19 protein-coding genes and 2 riboswitches are annotated in these 15616 nt (G+C 48.3%); of the genes, 7 read left to right on the forward strand and 12 right to left on the reverse strand.

Annotated elements, in window-relative coordinates; translation table 11 throughout:
• Nucleotides 1–91: 91 nt before the first annotated feature.
• The 3 genes from feoB to EQM14_RS10820 are packed head-to-tail and all read right to left on the reverse strand — an operon-like array spanning nt 92 to nt 2736.
• Nucleotides 92–2224 carry a ferrous iron transport protein B gene (gene feoB / locus EQM14_RS10810; RefSeq protein ID WP_128743045.1) on the reverse strand — a complete coding sequence of 711 codons (2133 nt, stop codon included), beginning with the start codon at nt 2222–2224 and terminating at the stop codon, nt 92–94.
• Between the two features lie 56 nt (nt 2225–2280).
• Nucleotides 2281–2502 (reverse strand): FeoA family protein, encoded by a 222-nt coding sequence (locus tag EQM14_RS10815; protein ID WP_128742000.1) that lies wholly within the window; start codon nt 2500–2502, stop codon nt 2281–2283.
• A gap of 21 nt (nt 2503–2523) precedes the next feature.
• Nucleotides 2524–2736: a FeoA family protein gene (locus EQM14_RS10820; RefSeq protein WP_128741999.1), complete on the reverse strand. Its 213-nt coding sequence runs from the start codon at nt 2734–2736 to the stop codon at nt 2524–2526.
• 198 nt (nt 2737–2934) lie between these two features.
• Here EQM14_RS10820 and EQM14_RS10825 point away from each other — a divergent pair, with 198 nt between their 5' ends.
• Nucleotides 2935–3309, forward strand: coding sequence for a metal-dependent transcriptional regulator (locus EQM14_RS10825; protein ID WP_128743047.1), 375 nt, complete (start codon nt 2935–2937; stop codon nt 3307–3309).
• Nucleotides 3310–3348: 39 nt separating this feature from the next.
• On the opposite strand, the gene EQM14_RS10830 is transcribed toward EQM14_RS10825, so the two are convergent.
• From EQM14_RS10830 to EQM14_RS10840, 3 genes are all read right to left on the reverse strand, one after another.
• Nucleotides 3349–3777 carry a flavodoxin gene (locus EQM14_RS10830; RefSeq protein WP_128743049.1) on the reverse strand — a complete coding sequence of 143 codons (429 nt, stop codon included), beginning with the start codon at nt 3775–3777 and terminating at the stop codon, nt 3349–3351.
• Between the two features lie 32 nt (nt 3778–3809).
• A complete protein-coding gene (locus EQM14_RS10835) occupies nt 3810–4379 on the reverse strand; it encodes a DUF3793 family protein (protein WP_128743051.1) in 570 nt (189 codons plus the stop codon).
• A 278-nt stretch (nt 4380–4657) separates the two neighbouring features.
• Entirely contained in the window at nt 4658–5020 is a 363-nt protein-coding gene (locus tag EQM14_RS10840) for a VOC family protein (protein WP_128743053.1), read from the reverse strand.
• 269 nt (nt 5021–5289) lie between these two features.
• On the opposite strand from EQM14_RS10840, the gene EQM14_RS10845 reads away from it, so the two are divergent.
• Entirely contained in the window at nt 5290–5847 is a 558-nt protein-coding gene (locus tag EQM14_RS10845) for a MarR family winged helix-turn-helix transcriptional regulator (protein WP_128743055.1), read from the forward strand.
• Between the two features lie 99 nt (nt 5848–5946).
• A complete protein-coding gene (locus EQM14_RS10850; RefSeq protein WP_128743057.1) occupies nt 5947–6363 on the forward strand; it encodes a metal-dependent transcriptional regulator in 417 nt (138 codons plus the stop codon).
• Between the two features lie 175 nt (nt 6364–6538).
• Here EQM14_RS10850 and EQM14_RS10855 read toward each other — a convergent pair whose 3' ends face one another.
• The 4 genes from EQM14_RS10855 to EQM14_RS10870 all read right to left on the reverse strand — a co-directional run bounded on the left by EQM14_RS10855 (nt 6539) and on the right by EQM14_RS10870 (nt 9703).
• Nucleotides 6539–7714 carry an MFS transporter gene (locus EQM14_RS10855; RefSeq protein WP_243112502.1) on the reverse strand — a complete coding sequence of 392 codons (1176 nt, stop codon included), beginning with the start codon at nt 7712–7714 and terminating at the stop codon, nt 6539–6541.
• 12 nt (nt 7715–7726) lie between these two features.
• Nucleotides 7727–8263: a Chromate resistance protein ChrB gene (locus EQM14_RS10860; protein ID WP_128743059.1), complete on the reverse strand. Its 537-nt coding sequence runs from the start codon at nt 8261–8263 to the stop codon at nt 7727–7729.
• Between the two features lie 228 nt (nt 8264–8491).
• A complete protein-coding gene (locus tag EQM14_RS10865; protein ID WP_205703165.1) occupies nt 8492–9352 on the reverse strand; it encodes a DUF362 domain-containing protein in 861 nt (286 codons plus the stop codon).
• A gap of 87 nt (nt 9353–9439) precedes the next feature.
• Entirely contained in the window at nt 9440–9703 is a 264-nt protein-coding gene (locus EQM14_RS10870; RefSeq protein WP_128743063.1) for a hypothetical protein, read from the reverse strand.
• 390 nt (nt 9704–10093) lie between these two features.
• Between EQM14_RS10870 and EQM14_RS10875 the strand changes: the two genes are divergently transcribed.
• The 4 genes from EQM14_RS10875 (at nt 10094) to EQM14_RS10890 (ending at nt 13098) form a co-directional block, all read left to right on the forward strand.
• The gene (locus EQM14_RS10875) at nt 10094–10315 is read left to right on the forward strand and encodes a hypothetical protein (RefSeq protein ID WP_243112503.1); all 222 of its coding nucleotides are present in this window, start codon (nt 10094–10096) and stop codon (nt 10313–10315) included.
• Nucleotides 10316–11015: 700 nt separating this feature from the next.
• Complete coding sequence (locus tag EQM14_RS10880; RefSeq protein ID WP_164919130.1) at nt 11016–11354, forward strand: PadR family transcriptional regulator; 339 nt, start codon at nt 11016–11018, stop codon at nt 11352–11354.
• Nucleotides 11329–12006: a hypothetical protein gene (locus EQM14_RS10885; protein WP_128743067.1), complete on the forward strand. Its 678-nt coding sequence runs from the start codon at nt 11329–11331 to the stop codon at nt 12004–12006. Before EQM14_RS10880 ends, EQM14_RS10885 begins: the two co-directional genes overlap by 26 nt.
• Nucleotides 12007–12142: 136 nt before the next feature.
• Nucleotides 12143–12219: riboswitch (ZMP/ZTP riboswitch) on the forward strand.
• Between the two features lie 92 nt (nt 12220–12311).
• Nucleotides 12312–12432, forward strand: a riboswitch (THF riboswitch).
• Between the two features lie 63 nt (nt 12433–12495).
• Entirely contained in the window at nt 12496–13098 is a 603-nt protein-coding gene (locus EQM14_RS10890) for a folate family ECF transporter S component (RefSeq protein ID WP_128743069.1), read from the forward strand.
• A gap of 42 nt (nt 13099–13140) precedes the next feature.
• On the opposite strand, the gene EQM14_RS16885 is transcribed toward EQM14_RS10890, so the two are convergent.
• Both EQM14_RS16885 and EQM14_RS10895 read right to left on the reverse strand, forming a co-directional pair.
• The gene (locus EQM14_RS16885; protein ID WP_326974605.1) at nt 13141–13431 is read right to left on the reverse strand and encodes a GNAT family N-acetyltransferase; all 291 of its coding nucleotides are present in this window, start codon (nt 13429–13431) and stop codon (nt 13141–13143) included.
• A 507-nt stretch (nt 13432–13938) separates the two neighbouring features.
• A complete protein-coding gene (locus tag EQM14_RS10895) occupies nt 13939–15372 on the reverse strand; it encodes a DUF4417 domain-containing protein (RefSeq protein ID WP_164919046.1) in 1434 nt (477 codons plus the stop codon).
• Nucleotides 15373–15616: the final 244 nt, after the last annotated feature.

Genomic DNA, 15616 nt, shown 5'->3' on the forward strand with positions numbered 1-15616 from the left:
GACAACCAACATCCGCGCCCCTTTCCCGCTGTTTCGGGCAGCATGTCCAGAGCAGGAGCAACCGCCTCCGCAGCCGGAATTGAAAACCATGTCAGGCATGCACCTTGGTCTCCAGGTATTGCGTGCTGTCCTTGCGGGCCGGACGGGCGATCAGGTAAATCACCGCCGCCGCGACGAGAACGGCGACAATCTGGCCGAATCCAAACGATGCGCCGAAGAACAGGCTTCCAAGCTGGTAGCTGACGAAAGCGAGAAGATAGCCGACCAGCGCCTGATAGCCGATGGCGATCCAGCCCCATTTTTTACTGCCCATCTCACGCATGGTCGTCGACATCGCGACAATGCAGGGAGGATCGAAAATATTGAGGAGCATGAACGAGAACGCGCCCATCGTTGTGAACATGGAAGCGATCCCCTGCGAAACCAGCGCGTCGTTTTCCGCGTCCGCGACCCCGTTCAGGACCGCCAGCGTGCTGATCGCCTGTTCCTTCGCCATCTCCGCGCTGATCGTCGCCACCGCGCCTTTCCAGCTGCCGAAGCCGAGCGGCGCGAAGAACCACGCGATCGCGTTGCCGATGTTGGCCAGAATGCTCTGCTCAATATCGACCATCCGCATGTTCCAGCTGAAATTGGAAAGGAACCAAATGATCACACAGGCGGTGAAAATAATGGTGCCCGCCTTGATGATGAAGGCGCGGGAACGTTCCCACATGTGAATGAGCACACCCTTGAGCGACGGGATATGGTAGGCGGGAAGCTCCATGACGAACGGAGCCGGGTCCCCTCCGAAATAGCTCGTCTTTTTCAGCGCGATGCCCGAGAGCACAATGATGGCGATGCCGAGAAAATACATGGCCGGCGCGATCAGCACCGAGCGCGGGAAAAACGTCGAGACGATCATGCCGATGATGACGGTCTTCGCCGTGCACGGAATGAAGGTGGAAAGCATGATGGTCATGCGGCGGTCCTTTTCATTCTCGATCGTCCGGGCGGCCATGATCGCCGGCACGCCGCAGCCCGTTCCGATCAGCATCGGGATGAAGGATTTTCCCGAAAGCCCGAACCGGCGGAAAATACGGTCCATGATGAACGCGACCCGCGCCATGTACCCCGAATCCTCCAGAACGGAAAGAAAGAAGAAAATCAGCAGCATCTGCGGCACGAAGCCCAGCACGGTCCCCACGCCGCCGATGATGCCGTCGATGACCAGCCCCTGCAGCCAGTCCGCCGCGCCGATCGCCTGCAAGCCCGACGTCACCGCGTTCGGGATCCAGTCCCCGAACAGCGTGTCGTTGACCCAGTCGGTCGCCATGCCGCCGATCGTCGTGATCGAGATATAGTACATCAGGATCATGACGGCGGCGAAAATCGGGAGCGCCAGAAACCGGTTGGTCACGACCCGGTCGATCCGGTCGGAGGTCGAAAGGGCTCTCTGCTTTTTGTGCAGGCAGTTCGCCGTCAGCCTGGAGATGTATTCGTAACGCGCATTGGTGATGATCGTCTCGCTGTCGTCATCCAGCTCCTTTTCCGCCTCGCTTACGACTTTTTCCAGCCGCCCGCGTTTTTCCTTCGTCATGGAGAGCTCCGCGAGCACCTTTTCATCCCGCTCGAACAGCTTGACCTCATACCACCTCGCGCGCGGGGCCTCAAGAGTCCCCTCAAAAAGCTCGGAGATCTTTTTCAGCGCGTCTTCGATCTTCGCGCTGAATTCGCACTGGAAATGAAACTCTTTCTTCTCCCGCGCAAGGCGGATCGCCTTTTCGGTGACCTCCCGCAAGCCGGTCCCTTTCAGAGCGGAGGTTTCGACAATTTCGCATCCCAGCGCCGCGCCAAGCTTCTCCGTGTCGATCCGGTCTTTGGATTTCTTGACCACGTCCATCATGTTCAGGGCAATCACAACGGGGATCCCAAGCTCAAGAATCTGCGTCGTCAGGTACAGGTTGCGTTCCAGATTCGTCGCGTCGACCAGATCGATGATGGCGTCCGGCCTTTCATTGATCAGATAGTTGCGGCTGACGACTTCCTCGAGCGTGTAGGGCGAAAGAGAATAGATCCCCGGCAGGTCGGTGATGACCACATCCTTATTCCCTTTCAGCTTTCCCTCCTTCTTTTCGACCGTGACCCCCGGCCAGTTCCCGACATATTGGCTGCTTCCCGTCAGGCCGTTGAACATGGTCGTTTTGCCGCAGTTCGGGTTGCCGGCAAGCGCTATTTTTATCCCCATCTGTGAAAAACCCTCCTTCAATTAATTAGCCTCTGCTAACTTCCCCGCAGAAAAATTTACGCTACTTCGATATGCTCTGCCTCATTCTTCCGGATGGACAGCTCATATCCGCGGACCGTGATTTCGATCGGGTCCCCCAGCGGCGCCACCTTGCGGACCGAGATCGCCGTCCCCTTCGTGATGCCCATATCCATGATACGCCGCCGCAGGGGGCCGGTCGCGGTAAGCGTCTTGACTGCAACGGTTTCTCCCGGTTTTACTTCTTTCAGTGTTTTCATAGCATTGATCGCTCTCCTCTTTCAAATCATGATCCGGTTCGCCATGCTTCTGTCCAGCGCGATGCGGCTTTCCTTCACCTGAAGGATGAGATTCCCCGCCAGCTCGCTGACCACCGTCACCAGGCCGCATTCCACAAAACCCATCGCGGCCAGATGCTGCCGTGTCTCGTCCTTTCCGTTGATCTTCCGGATCGTCACCGTATCCCCGGCTCTCGCCATCGTCAGAGGCATCATATCCTTTTCCTCCTTTAAGTTAGCATCGGTTAACTCTTGCCCTTTTTACAAGAGGTTAGGTCTCGCTAACCTCTTTCCTGATTTTAGTTTACCACCGCTAACCATGCCTGTCAAGCGTTTCTGAACACTATTCTTGCCAAAGTGGTTAGTTTGTGCTAATCTATAGCATAATAGATTTACCACACGGAGGGATATGCGATGGAAATTCATGAATCGGCGGAAGATTATCTTGAGACGATCCTGATGCTCAAAGAACGGCAAGGGCAAGTCCGGTCCATCGATATCGTCAATGAGATGGGTTACTCCAAGCCGAGCATCAGCGTGGCTATGAAGCGGCTGCGAGAAAACGGTTATATCGAGATGAGCGACGACGGTTATATCACTCTGACAGAACCTGGAATGAAAGTAGCACAGCGCATCTACACCCGGCATAAGTTACTGACGAAATTTCTTGTCAGTCTTGGGGTGGAAGAGAAAACCGCCGCGGCTGACGCCTGTAAAATGGAGCATGACCTGAGCGACGAAACCTTTGAAAAATTAAAAGAACACGCAAGGAAACATTTGCGGGAATAATGGCGCGGACAAAGCAGGGTTTTCCCTGCTTTGTCCTGCCTAAGCCTGGGCCAGCGCCTTGCCCAGCGCTTTGCACGCTTCGGCGTCAAGCCCCTCGGGAGCGCCGTTCACCGTCACTGGCTCCGCTATCATGCGGCAGCCGGCCGATTCGCAGTCCACGGCCCAATTCCGCATCCATTCGCCGTCGCCCCAGCCGTAGGAGCCGAATAGCGCTACCGTTTTTCCGCCGAGTTCTGATTTTACGGACTGATACATGGGCTCAAACTCAGATTCTTCCAGCTGCTCCGACCCCATGGACGGACAGCCGAAAGCGATGGCCGTGTAATTCTTCGCTTTGTCGGCCGTGAATTCGCCAGCCGTAAACAAATCGGCCTGTCCGCCCGCCGACATGGCGCCATCCAATACGAGATTCGCCATGGCCTGCGTGTTGCCGGTACCGCTCCAATAAACAATCGCAATTTTAGTCATCAATATTTCATCCTTTCAATAAAATACTACCGTTAAGCGGCCACGATGAGCCGCGAAATCGGTGTCCCGTTTTCAAACATGCGTTTATAGATATAAGTGCATTTTCGGTACTGACCGGAACGTTTCCGCGCCCCGGCGGGGTTGAAATAGGCTTTCCAATAACCGCAGAAAGCGTAATTTCTGCCCTTGTGCTCCATGAAACTAATCACATCAAACAGAGGATAGCCCAGAAAAATTCCGATCTCATGAGGAAATTCCCGTTCCAGGCACAGGCGCCCGGAAAGCTGCCGCAGAAGAGCGTCACAGCCGCGCGACGTGTCATACCCAAGCGTCCGAAGAAAGGAGCAGGTCATTCGCTCCGAAAGGACCCGTGCAAGCCCCGCTTTCCGATAGACATAGACCAAATAGGAAGATTCACATTCGCATTCTTTTACGACGCACACCGACATCGCATAGGGGGCAAGCTCCCGGTCCCAACGCGCGATGTCACTGTAAACCGATTCCCGGTCTTCAGACTGATACAGGAACAGATTTGCGGGTTTCATCCCGGCCAGTGTCGGGGCGCATTGCTCCACAAGCGACGCCTCAAAAGATTTTTCCATCACCATTACCTCCCTGGCAGTATTTCGTTTTGGTTAGTTGTGACTAACTCTTGGCGATAAAATTACCGTTTTTATAAGTCACAGCATAACTTTTGATACAAAAATTTTTGTGTCTGGAACGCCAATAGCTATTACAGTCGGTTAGCATTGACTAACCGACTGTAATATTAGCACATGTTGCAATTTCTGTCAAGGCCTGAAACGTACATTTCACCTTCATGCAAAAGGCTGCCGGAGGTCCCCGGCAGCCCCGTGTTCTCCATCGGGACAGGAACCAATCAACGACGATTCTCCACAAACTGTATGGAGACGCCGTTTGGGTCCTTCACAAAAAAGAAAGAACAATCCGGCACTTTTACGGGTCCGCCGACCACAGAAATGTTTTTAGACTGGACTATTTTCAGCATATCCGTAAGCGAATCCACCTCAAATCCCAATGAAATTCCCTCTTTTGCGGTACCGGTGGCATTGCCGTTCTGCAATAGTTCAATCTTGAAATTATTCTTGTCCTCCAAAAATACGATTTCCGTACCCGGGGCGGGGGAAAATCGCCTTACAGGGGTGAGCCCGACAATTTCCTGATAGAATTTCACGGACTCTTCCAGCTTTTCCGTTGTAACCGTGCACCAGCAGCAATTCATAGATTTTTTCATTCCTTTCAGTAAATCAAAATCAGCTTTAAATTCAGAATATCATCGATGAACCACATTGTAAAGGGTACGGATGATTTTACCCTTGGGTTTGGAGGCCCCTCGTACAGCCGCATGCGGCATGTCCTTATTCTTCCGATTATAAGCCATAGGGCGCTCGATTTTTAATTAGGAGCCTAAATTAATGCTTGACAATGCTCCCCCGGAGTAGTATAACACAATCAGTTAGGTGCCTAAATTAAATTTGGAGGTATGAAATAATGAGGAACGATTCTAATAATTCGCTGAAGCTCTTCACCGCCCTTCACCGCCTTGGCCGGCAGATGCATCGGTGCGCGCACCATATCGGTCACGCAGGCGGCTATTATCGCGAACAGTCAAGGCTGTTGCTTCTCATCGCGGAAAACGACGGGGTCATCCAGCGCGATCTTGCTGAGGAAATGGATGTGCGGCCTTCTTCCATGACGGAAATGCTCGCCAAAATGGAACAGCTTGGCCTTGTGGAGAGAAAACAGGATGAAAAGGACCAGCGCGTCATGCATATTTTCCTGACGGAGCAGGGAAAAAGCGCTGTGAAAGAATCGCAGGATGCCACAAGAAAAATGACGGATACTTTGTTTGGAGGATTGTCCGGGGAGGAAATCAGCCAGATGCTGATCCTCACCGAAAAGCTCTGCACCCATTTGGACGCAATCGATTCGGCCGGACTGGAACAGGAGGCCATGCACCACGGGCATCACCGAGGCTTTGGGGGATGCCGCGGCTTTGAGGAACATCTTGACTTTGAAGGACACCACCATGGATTTAATCATTTCTGAAGCAAATTCCAGGCAATATTCTTAATCCCACGGATATTTTTGTCAGTACCCTACGTAAACACAGGCACAGAGTGCCAGAAGACAGGCAGGTGAAAACAAGTGGATGGAAAGAACTTGTCTTATTCCAGCCGGAACTATCTGGACTTCATTTACCGGCAAAGCACGCAAACAGGATATGTGCGCCCGGTTGATATATCGAACGGCCTGCACGTTGCCAAGCCAAGCGTCACAAGGGCGGTTAAAATTCTGGAAACCGAAGGTATGGTTCGGAAAGATCCCCGTGGAGGAATCGGCCTTACGGTCCTGGGAACCGCCGTCGCCAGAATTTCGCGCAACAAACGTGAAATTCTAAGAATATTCTTTGATCGGACCATCGGGGACAGATGCACATTATCCGATCAGGAAATGAACAGAATCGCCTATTCCATCAGCGACGAGGCGATTCGGGCAATCGAGGAATACCTGCAAAAAGCAGGGCCTGAGAACAGCATCATACAAAAAGCCGCTTTCCGTTAGCCCCCGCCAGGAGTCCCCGCTGCCTCGCGATGGGCGTCCCTGCCTGTTTTGATATCTCCGATCGTCTCATTCCCTGCGCCCCGGCCAGATTCCAAACAGGCCGGTAACTGTCGGTCCTGCCTTGCTTCCCCGCCCCTCCCCGGGACAGTTAAATCAAATGTTTGACACCCCGGTATCAGCACGATTCCCCAGCGCAATTATTTCCCCTGAGTATTGTTCCTATTATGACGGCTGAAACAATTCCCAGAACGCCGCCGAACAGGAATGGAACGTCGGAATTTATTTTATCCCACAGGAACCCAGCTATGATGGACGACAATAACAGTCCGAACCCCTGCAGCATGCCGTAAATTCCCAGTACGGTCCCCTTGAAGCCCGAAGGCGCGTTCTCGGCGATAAAAGCCCTCTCCGCTCCGCTGATAAACGCGGTGTATGCGCCGTATGCGATGAATAGGACCAGAATGGCGGGCTTCGACGTCAAGAGCGCAAACCCGAGATAGACAAGACCGTAGATCAGGTATCCCGGCACAAGGATTCTGCTTCTTCCAAATCGATCGGACAGCTTTCCGGACGGAATGGCAAGCACGGATGCGGCGACATTGAAAACCAGATACAGTAGAAGAACCTGCGAAGCCGAAAATCCCCTCTCCTGTGCTTTCAGAAGCAAAAAGGTGTTCGATGAGTTTCCGAGGCAAAAAACAAAGATTGCAGCAAGATATAATTTCAGTTTTCCGTCAAGCTTCAGCCCTTTCAGCGTGAGCTTTTCAGATACCATACCGCTGTTTTTGTCTTCCCGGACAGAAAAAATGATCAGGATTCCTATTACTGCAGGGATGATGGAAAGCAGGAACGCCCTGTGGAATCCAAAGCTGGTGGCAATGAAAAGATAGGCAAACAGAGCGCCAAGCGAGGAACCGGCCATGTCCAGCATTTTATGTAATCCGAACGACCCGCCGAGCTTTTTGCCGTCGCTTGATTGCGCCACAAGCGCGTCGCGCGGAGCGGTTCGGATGCCTTTCCCCGTGCGGTCGATCACCCTTGCCACTAAAACGCCGGGCCAGGACACAGCCAGAAGAAGAAATATCTTATAAATAACAGACGCGGAATATCCGGCAAAAGCGAGGCGCTTTTTATTGTGGCGCACATCACCGATGTAGCCGCTGAACACCTTGAGAAGCGAGGCTATGCTTTCGGCAATTCCTTCTATGATTCCGACTATGGCAGGCGACGCCCCAAGCGTTGCCGTTAAAAAGAGCGGGACCAGAGGGTAAACCATTTCGGTGCTCATATCGACAAACAGACTGACAAGCCCAAGCAAAACAATATTGGAAACAGCAAATTTCTTTTTCACTATGGACCCTCCCTATGTTTTATCGGTAAACTCGTATACCTTATCGCAGAATTTCTCAAGTGCTTCGGCGCATTTCGAGAGCGTTGCACTTGAGGTTTTCCCCAAGGAAGCTCCGAAAGTATCTCTCGCTTCTATTTTCGCGTACCATTGCTTCAATTTATCGAGCTCTTCTTCGTTCTCTTCTATCTCCGCAAATGTAAAGTTTTCCCGGGCAATTTCCTTGTCGATCTCCTTGAAAAATTCTTCACACTGCTCAAGAAGCTCCCCGTATTCCTCATTCCTTGCCGAGTTGAACCGCTTGATAATATTTTTTTGCCCGTCTTCGTCTACAGAAGATTTCATGACGAACGCCTCGCCGTTGTTCTGGACAACCTCGCTTTTGATATCGTTGAACAGGCTGAAATTCTCATCCGTCAGAGGCAGAATCCACATCGATTGCTGGATATTGACCGCTCCTATCTTTTTCAGCTTGCGCCATAAAGAGACGCGAACCCTCGAGGGTTCCCTCGGCAGTGTATAGTTGACGACAGCCCAATCGTTTTGATTCATACAAACCCTCCGCCAAAATGTAATACTGGTTACAAATTAAATATATCACATTGTAATACTGGTTACAAGTGTATAAGTAAAAAAAGAGCACTCCTGCGCGGGTGCATAAGGATCTGTCGTCGAAACAGACGGGAGGCCGTAGAGAAGATTCTCTTCTCTACGGCCTCCCGTCTGGATTTGCCCGTATAGGGGCACGGCCCATGAGCATGCCCGCTCTCAGATCCCGGCTCAGCTAACAGCGTTCAGCTCGTATTTCCTGCTGCCGAGCCCTATTGCTTCCGCATGTTCCAACGTGTGAATCCCATGCCGGGACTCTATGCGCTCAATCAGGTCTTTGCCGTCGGGCGCGGCATAGACGAGATCCACGCAGGCCTGGTCGAGTGCCACCGGATCGAGCGAACCCAGAATACCGATGTCCGCCATCGTCGGTTTCGCCGGATGGCTGTCGCAGTCACAGTCCACGGACAGGTTGTTCATTACATCGATGTAGAGAATACGGTCCTTCAAATAATCCGCGACGCCCTTTGCGGCCTCCGCCATCGATTCTAGAAAATCGTCCTGCGGCGTGTTGACGCCGAATCCCACCGTTTCCCTGCCCGCGCTGTGGATCAGGCTTTTCCCCGTTGAAGACGCGATGCCGATGGACATATTCTTGATGACGCCGCCGAATCCGCCCATGGCGTGCCCTTTGAAGTGCGCGAGATTGACAACAAAATCGTAGCCGGCAAAATGAGAGCCGACCACGTCCTCCTTGAGGTGCTTTCCGCCCGAGATGGGAAGATTCATGCCGCCTTCCGCGTCCATCACGTCCACCGGTGCGATAGCCTTAAAGCCGTGCTGCTCCATCGTGCGGAGGTGGCTTTTCGTATCCGCGCGGCCTCCGCCGTAGGCGGTGTTGCATTCCACGATCGTGCCGCTTACTGCTTTCACCAGCGGTTCAATCAGCTTGGGTGAAAGGAAATAGTGCCCGCCCGGCTCGCCGCTGGAGATTTTCACGGCGACTCTGCCCAAAGCCCCGCGGCCCAAAGCCCTGTAGATCCTCATCAGCCCATCAGAACTGATGTCCTTTGTCATATAAACGATTGCCATCCCAAAGAATCCTCCTTCATTCATCTTGATCAAATCCGCATCGTTTACAGCGTACAACCTGAAGTCGAGTCCAAGTCAAGAAGTTTATTAAAACTTTTTTGAAAAATGAGAAAATCCCATGGCAAAAGAGGAAAACATCTTTGCGGCGGGCGCCGTTTCGCCGTCAGCCTTCAATCGTTTCAGTATCTGAACTGCGATATCATTATCACAAGCTATCCGCCACAAGGTACCATTGTTCGGCGGGGTCCGGCGGGCATTTTGCATTTGGCGGGAACCCCGGTGATCTTTATTTGCCGTAATTTCGGATTTGAAAGCATACCTTGTTGCCAGCGACGGGTCAAGCCCGCCCATAAATTGGCAACAGCCTCTCACTGTTTTTTAAACTCGAATTAGCGCTATGTTCACATTGGATTTATAGACTTAAAGCGTGCTATGAGATATGGAGGTGGTCTTCGTATCAGTCGGCGGTTCCCGCTAATTAGGGCCGCCGCTTTTATTGCACCTCTTCCGGCATTGGTGCAAATGCATCCAGTGGATGATATTTTTGCCTGTTCGGATCTTTTGAGCAGTTTGCTTTTTGCATTAATTTTTTTGCTAACAGCGTCGGTTTTTGGCTTATGTGATGATTTTTATAAATATAATTTTATTCGACACTTTTCACTGTAACGTGTGTTCATAATAAAGACTGCTTCTAAGAGAAAAAGGTGCATTAAGTCACCTAATAAAGAAAGGATGCTAAAATTGGTAAAGATTATTGTAGACAGAAAAATGCTGAAGGAAAGGCTCTCACGGGTAAAGGATGGGCAATTAATTGAATTGGCCATTATTCCATCCCAAAACGACTGCGGAGACTGCATGCCGGCGTTCCTGCATTTTGCAGCAATACATAGCAATGGCACTTATGAGGACTTAGAGAGCATCGATGAATCCGCCGTGGAGGTGCGCGAAAAAGAGATAGCATGACTTTTCCATGGAAGGATGCCCTTTCCCCGAACCGATTCCGGTGGGCTTAGAACAGCCGCTTCCGGCGACGCCGGAAGCGATATTTTGCATTGACATTTCCTTCCAACCGGCTATAATATAAATATCTTCTTTTTATACGCATCGTTTTGCACGGCCGCACTGGAATTCCGATTCCAGCGCGGCTATTTTTGTGCACGGACAATTTTGTGCGGGCGCGCTTCCTTCGTGCGGCATTCCGCAAGGATGGCTAAGATATGATCAGTTCCTGCCTTTTTCCTTTCCATAAATTACGTTTGCAAAATAGTTACAAATTTGTTACTATTTAAATATTCCAAATACATAAGGAGGCTATGGACATGTGCTTTTCTGATCTCATGAACTATCTGTATCAGTGCCTTGGCTTTGGAACCTGCAATCAGTGATGACGCGCTTATATGCCGAAATAGCTTTTCTTTTCCGCCGTCCTCCGGTGTCCTCCTGGGGGCGAAGGGGAAACAGCACATAAGAAAAGCCGCATGAGCTACTGAATAATTCAGTAGCCATGCGGCTTTTCTATTTTTTTGTGCGATTCGCGGGCCCACTGTGTTTACTGATCAGTATAATGTTCTTGACAGTTCATCTATCATGTATTACAATATAGCAGGTGCATTGCAAGACATAATAGTTCCGAAAGAAGTGAACCTGCTTGCTCTCATCACAAATGCTGAAAGGGACATTGGAAGGCTGTATCCTCAAAGTTATCAGTCATAAAGAGACTTATGGCTATGAAATTTCTCAGGAGCTGCAAGAATACGGCTTTTTAAATATTTCAGAAGGAACCATTTACCCTCTTTTATTAAGGCTTGAAAAGAATGGACTGATTACAGCACAATACCGGGAATCCCCATTGGGGCCTAAGAGAAAATATTTTTCCATTTCGCCAGCGGGAAGAAAGGAATTGGATGCCTTTTATTCAAATTGGAGGGAGCTAGAAGATGCCGTAAACATGCTATTTAAAGATGGAGGGCAAAAGGATGGACAAACAAACGAAAGAACTTAACCGGATCAACAACGAATTAGACAAACAGGTAAACACTGAAAACCTGGATGCATTTACCAATATTATTTGTTACCTGCGGGGAGCAAATATCTCTGAGCATAATCAGGAGGTAATTCGACAGGATTTACTGGAAATGGTCTTGTCCGCACAAAAAAGAGGCGAAAATATCAAATCCGTCGTTGGGGAAGATTACAAAGTTTTTTGTGATGACATCATCGCAAGTTTGCCCCCAAAAAGTATGGCAGAAAAAGTTTTGGAGTTTTTTGATATCATTTGCTGGTGCCTGTCTATTCTTGGCGCAATCAATATCATTATCGCAGATGAGACAATCGCTTTGGTATGTGATCTTGCAACCGGGAGACCTCTTAATTTTGAGATTTCTATCTCTGTGGGAAGTATGATCTCTCTAGGCCTTACGATTGTGTCCGCCTTTATCATCGTCGAGGTCATATTAAAAAACCCTTTTAAAGCAGGGAAAAAAGAAGACGTGAGTAAAACAAGAACTTTTTTTATAGGTGCAGGTATTATGGCGGTTTTTCTATTCATTGCATGGGTCGGAAAGACTACGCTTTTTACCGTGAATGTATTCGCTGCATGTATTTTTACTCTTGCGCTATATATAGCTCACAGGGTACTTGCAAAAATTCGATAATTACTCTAACTCTTTGCTTTCTAAGTTACATTTCTACGACGTACCAGCCGCTGCCCGGATAAGGACGATGGATAGATTTTATACTTTCTCATTCAAATTTCTTGACAAAAGGCTGTCAAGGGCTTATCATTTAATTTAAGAGTCATATGACTGACGGATGTGGAGTACCACAGGGGAGTATGACAGAAAAGGCCGGCCGTCTGGGCGAACAGTCCAGATAGCCGGCCTTTTTTGCATGGTAGCGGAAAGGAGGAATTCCGCCGGTTATTATTTAATTTCGTTTTGCATTCAAATTTTAGAAAAATGGCAGAGTAGATAATTGTGGGTTATGTGCCCGAGAAACGGGGAGTTGATCTCGGGACGGAAACATTTCGTTATGGCACAAGCAATACGAAAGTTGCCGTACAATTATCGCATCCCGCTGCCGCATATAGGAGCGATCCTCCTTTATGTGGCATTGAGTCTTGCCATATTCAAGGAGGTTTTTTCATGTTAAAAAATAAAATTCGCTCAATCTTCACGCCAAAATACTGGATTACCGCTTGTTCCGAGTTTCGAAATCCCCGCTCACTTGTTTTCGCGGGATTGACCATATCTCTCAGTACAGTCCTGAGTTCACTTTATATCCCGGTAGGTGTAAATCTTCGCATTACCACCGCTTTTTTGGCTCTTGCTCTCGGTTCGATGATTTTCGGCCCGGTTGTCGGCTTATCCGCCGGATTAGCATACGATTTAATCGGTTACCTGCTTATCCCCGCCACCGTCTTTTTTCCGGGATATACTTTGTCGTCCATGCTTGAATTCTTTATTTACGGGATATTCCTCTACCAGTGCAAAATTTCTGTGTTACGGGTATTCGTTTGCAAATTGATCATCGATTTTGGCATTCATGTCGGATTAGGATGCCTTTGGAGCAGTATGCTATATGATAAAGGGTACTACTACTTTTTTGTAAAAAGTCTTATAAAAAACTCAATTATGCTCCCTCTTGAAGTTGTAATGCTTGTCGCAGTGCTGCAGGTATTTCTTCCTGTTCTTGCGCATCAAGGCGTCATCCCAAAGCAAAAAAGTAAATACATACCTCTGATTTAATCATTTCGTTTCCGTGCCAAGAATATAAGACGTCCGGATATGTCAAGGACATGTTGAATCCGACCGGGATTCCTTCTGAAATTGTGGCTCTACCAATCCAAAATTCGGTTTCAACGAAGCTATTTTCTTTATATGCGATCCGCCTGATTGTTTCAAACTTCTTTTCTGATAAAAAAGGGTTTTTCTTTTTGAAGTTAATATGCAAACACCTGATTTCCCTTGTTTTTTAGCATCATCAATACAGTAGCTGAGCAGTTGCTTTGCATATCCCTTGCCCTTAAAGGCCCCGGATACCCAGGCAATAGATATAAATCGCCAGTTACAGGAACCCAAGCTATTTCCAAAGGCACATATTCTATAAAAACTTTTCCCCTTTCGTCAAGCTTTCTGAAAATATGACCTTGTGGTATCTGTTCCTTGAGCCATTGTTTTTTATGCTGGCACCTTGCTGATGCTTTTTGTCAGAAATAGCACAACAAAATGTTCGTTATCAATGTTTTCAAGCAATATATTCTTAAAATCTTCAGCCATTGTATTTTCACCTTCTGTTCTATAAAGAACCTGAAATTCAATAGATGTTTATCTGATATTATTTCTAAAGTATAGCATGAAATAACATAAAAAACAGGCTGAGATAGATACATCTTGCATCTATCTCAGCCTGATAACTATGGTGCGGGTGTTCTTACAGCATTTATTCAAGAAAGCCAGTAATATCAAGGACCTATAGGCAGTTAAAAAGCAGTATTTACCCCTAAAAGAGCACTCAAAGCTGCATAGAACAAGAGCATTTTGCCGTACAGTCAAAATTCAAAAAAGCAGAGCACAGATCGGGGGACGTTATAATGTCCTGTCGATAATTTCCGCCTGCGTAATAATATCCCGCAGCCTGTCGCCGCCGACTTTATATTCCAGAAGTTCATCCACGGTAGCGTAAACCATACTGTCTTCTTCCATACCGTTACTCGGTCCAGCCGAAAATTTCATTTTTCCGTTCGGCCAGACTGAACTGATGGTGTAGTCAATTCCTTTCCACTCAAACTCCACATCCCCGCCTCTTGACATACTGCTTTTGAATTCACTCAGCGTTTTGAACTGATAGGCGTCTCCGTTAACTGTCAATTTCATAGGGATTTCTCCTTTATATTTGTAAAACTTAAATTCAGGTGCTCCGTTCGGATATTCTTCCGGCGGATAGTTAATATCACCATTTGAGAAATCCGGCGTTCCGTTATTCGGATTCCAGTTAATAATTTTATCGTGAGGGTCCGTATGCGCCCACGATTTGTTGTGGTCAGTATAATGACGAACTTTAATTCCCCAACCTCTGCTGTCGTATTTTACAGATACCCAGTAACCGTTTGTTCCTTTTCTGTTTTCTACATAATATTTCTGAATCGTATTTGGCGGACCCCATAAAATTCTTTCGTTTGCTTTGTCTGGGTTTGGTTTCCACATTGCGCCGTAGGCGCTACCCATGCCGGTCTGAATAATGTTATTATAGTACTCATCATTCCCACTTACAACATATCCGCTTTTAATAATGAGATTACTCCCTACCGGAAGGGACGCTTCGCCGCAGATGTATTTCGCATATTTGGATGGTGTGTATGGGTCTTCGTTCATGTACTTCCACGAACTTAGTTCATAGTCGACAAACACGATATCGCCCTGCATCTCGGGGAATGGTGTATTGTAGCAGATGATTTTCTCCGGTTCGATCCGGCGGAGCATCTCGTTATAGCCCTTTAGAAAAAACTCTTTCTGGTCCTGGCGGTTGTCATGCGCCGACACCATATAGGTGGATACTGCAACCGTGGAGCCTTTTTGAATTCCATCAAAGCAGAATTCGAATGTATTCTCATCACCCCAACTTACGGTTGGAACGACACGAATTCCCTTTGACGCAAAATAGGCACCACACCAGCGATTCCGGAATGTGTTGAAGATCTGCAGAACCGGCGCCATTTCGACATACATACTGAAGTCGGGAGAAAGCACCGCACGATATCGTTTCAGCTTTTCCAGATCGGTATCGGGATTTTTCCAGACACGCTCAAATTTATAGTCATACAGAAAAAAATGAACCATCCGGTTGAAATGCTTTGTGTCATTAAGATCCATCCTATCAAATCCTATGAGAAGCAAATCACTAAAATCATCTGCTTTCACTTTGGATTTCGGAATTACCGGAATTTGCAGTTTCCCTTTCCCTTTGAACTGATCGCGAAGGAAAAGAGGACTTGTTCGATACTTATAATTTTCTTCCGTCATTGAACTACCTCCTAAAAACATCTTCTACTTATAGGCGGTATTCAGTCAGATATTTCCCTATTTAATGCAACTATTCACAAAGTTTTAAAATATTTTTATGTGAATGGCTTCGAGTGTTCTTACAGCATTTATTTATCAAATAAGGCAGCTTTAGCGAGTAAGCCGAAGAAAATCCGAGAAAAAGAAAACAGAGCCGTCAAATTCGACGACTCTGATAGTGGTACGAGTGTTCATAACGACAAAC

Source organism: Caproiciproducens sp. NJN-50 (assembly GCF_004103755.1).
Lineage (GTDB): Bacteria > Bacillota > Clostridia > Oscillospirales > Acutalibacteraceae > Caproicibacter.

Bases quoted from the DNA above. Each gene is read 5' to 3' on its own strand.
- feoB (WP_128743045.1), bottom strand. From the start codon at position 2,224: ATGGGGATAAAAATAGCGCTTGCCGGCAACCCGAACTGCGGCAAAACG.
- EQM14_RS10815 (WP_128742000.1), bottom strand. From the start codon at position 2,502: ATGAAAACACTGAAAGAAGTAAAACCGGGAGAAACCGTTGCAGTCAAG.
- EQM14_RS10820 (WP_128741999.1), bottom strand. From the start codon at position 2,736: ATGATGCCTCTGACGATGGCGAGAGCCGGGGATACGGTGACGATCCGG.
- EQM14_RS10825 (WP_128743047.1), top strand. From the start codon at position 2,935: ATGGAAATTCATGAATCGGCGGAAGATTATCTTGAGACGATCCTGATG.
- EQM14_RS10830 (WP_128743049.1), bottom strand. From the start codon at position 3,777: ATGACTAAAATTGCGATTGTTTATTGGAGCGGTACCGGCAACACGCAG.
- EQM14_RS10835 (WP_128743051.1), bottom strand. From the start codon at position 4,379: ATGGAAAAATCTTTTGAGGCGTCGCTTGTGGAGCAATGCGCCCCGACA.
- EQM14_RS10840 (WP_128743053.1), bottom strand. From the start codon at position 5,020: ATGAATTGCTGCTGGTGCACGGTTACAACGGAAAAGCTGGAAGAGTCC.
- EQM14_RS10845 (WP_128743055.1), top strand. From the start codon at position 5,290: ATGAGGAACGATTCTAATAATTCGCTGAAGCTCTTCACCGCCCTTCAC.
- EQM14_RS10860 (WP_128743059.1), bottom strand. From the start codon at position 8,263: ATGAATCAAAACGATTGGGCTGTCGTCAACTATACACTGCCGAGGGAA.
- EQM14_RS10865 (WP_205703165.1), bottom strand. From the start codon at position 9,352: ATGGCAATCGTTTATATGACAAAGGACATCAGTTCTGATGGGCTGATG.
- EQM14_RS10870 (WP_128743063.1), bottom strand. From the start codon at position 9,703: ATGGGCGGGCTTGACCCGTCGCTGGCAACAAGGTATGCTTTCAAATCC.
- EQM14_RS10880 (WP_164919130.1), top strand. From the start codon at position 11,016: ATGCTGAAAGGGACATTGGAAGGCTGTATCCTCAAAGTTATCAGTCAT.
- EQM14_RS10885 (WP_128743067.1), top strand. From the start codon at position 11,329: ATGGACAAACAAACGAAAGAACTTAACCGGATCAACAACGAATTAGAC.
- EQM14_RS10890 (WP_128743069.1), top strand. From the start codon at position 12,496: ATGTTAAAAAATAAAATTCGCTCAATCTTCACGCCAAAATACTGGATT.
- EQM14_RS10895 (WP_164919046.1), bottom strand. From the start codon at position 15,372: ATGACGGAAGAAAATTATAAGTATCGAACAAGTCCTCTTTTCCTTCGC.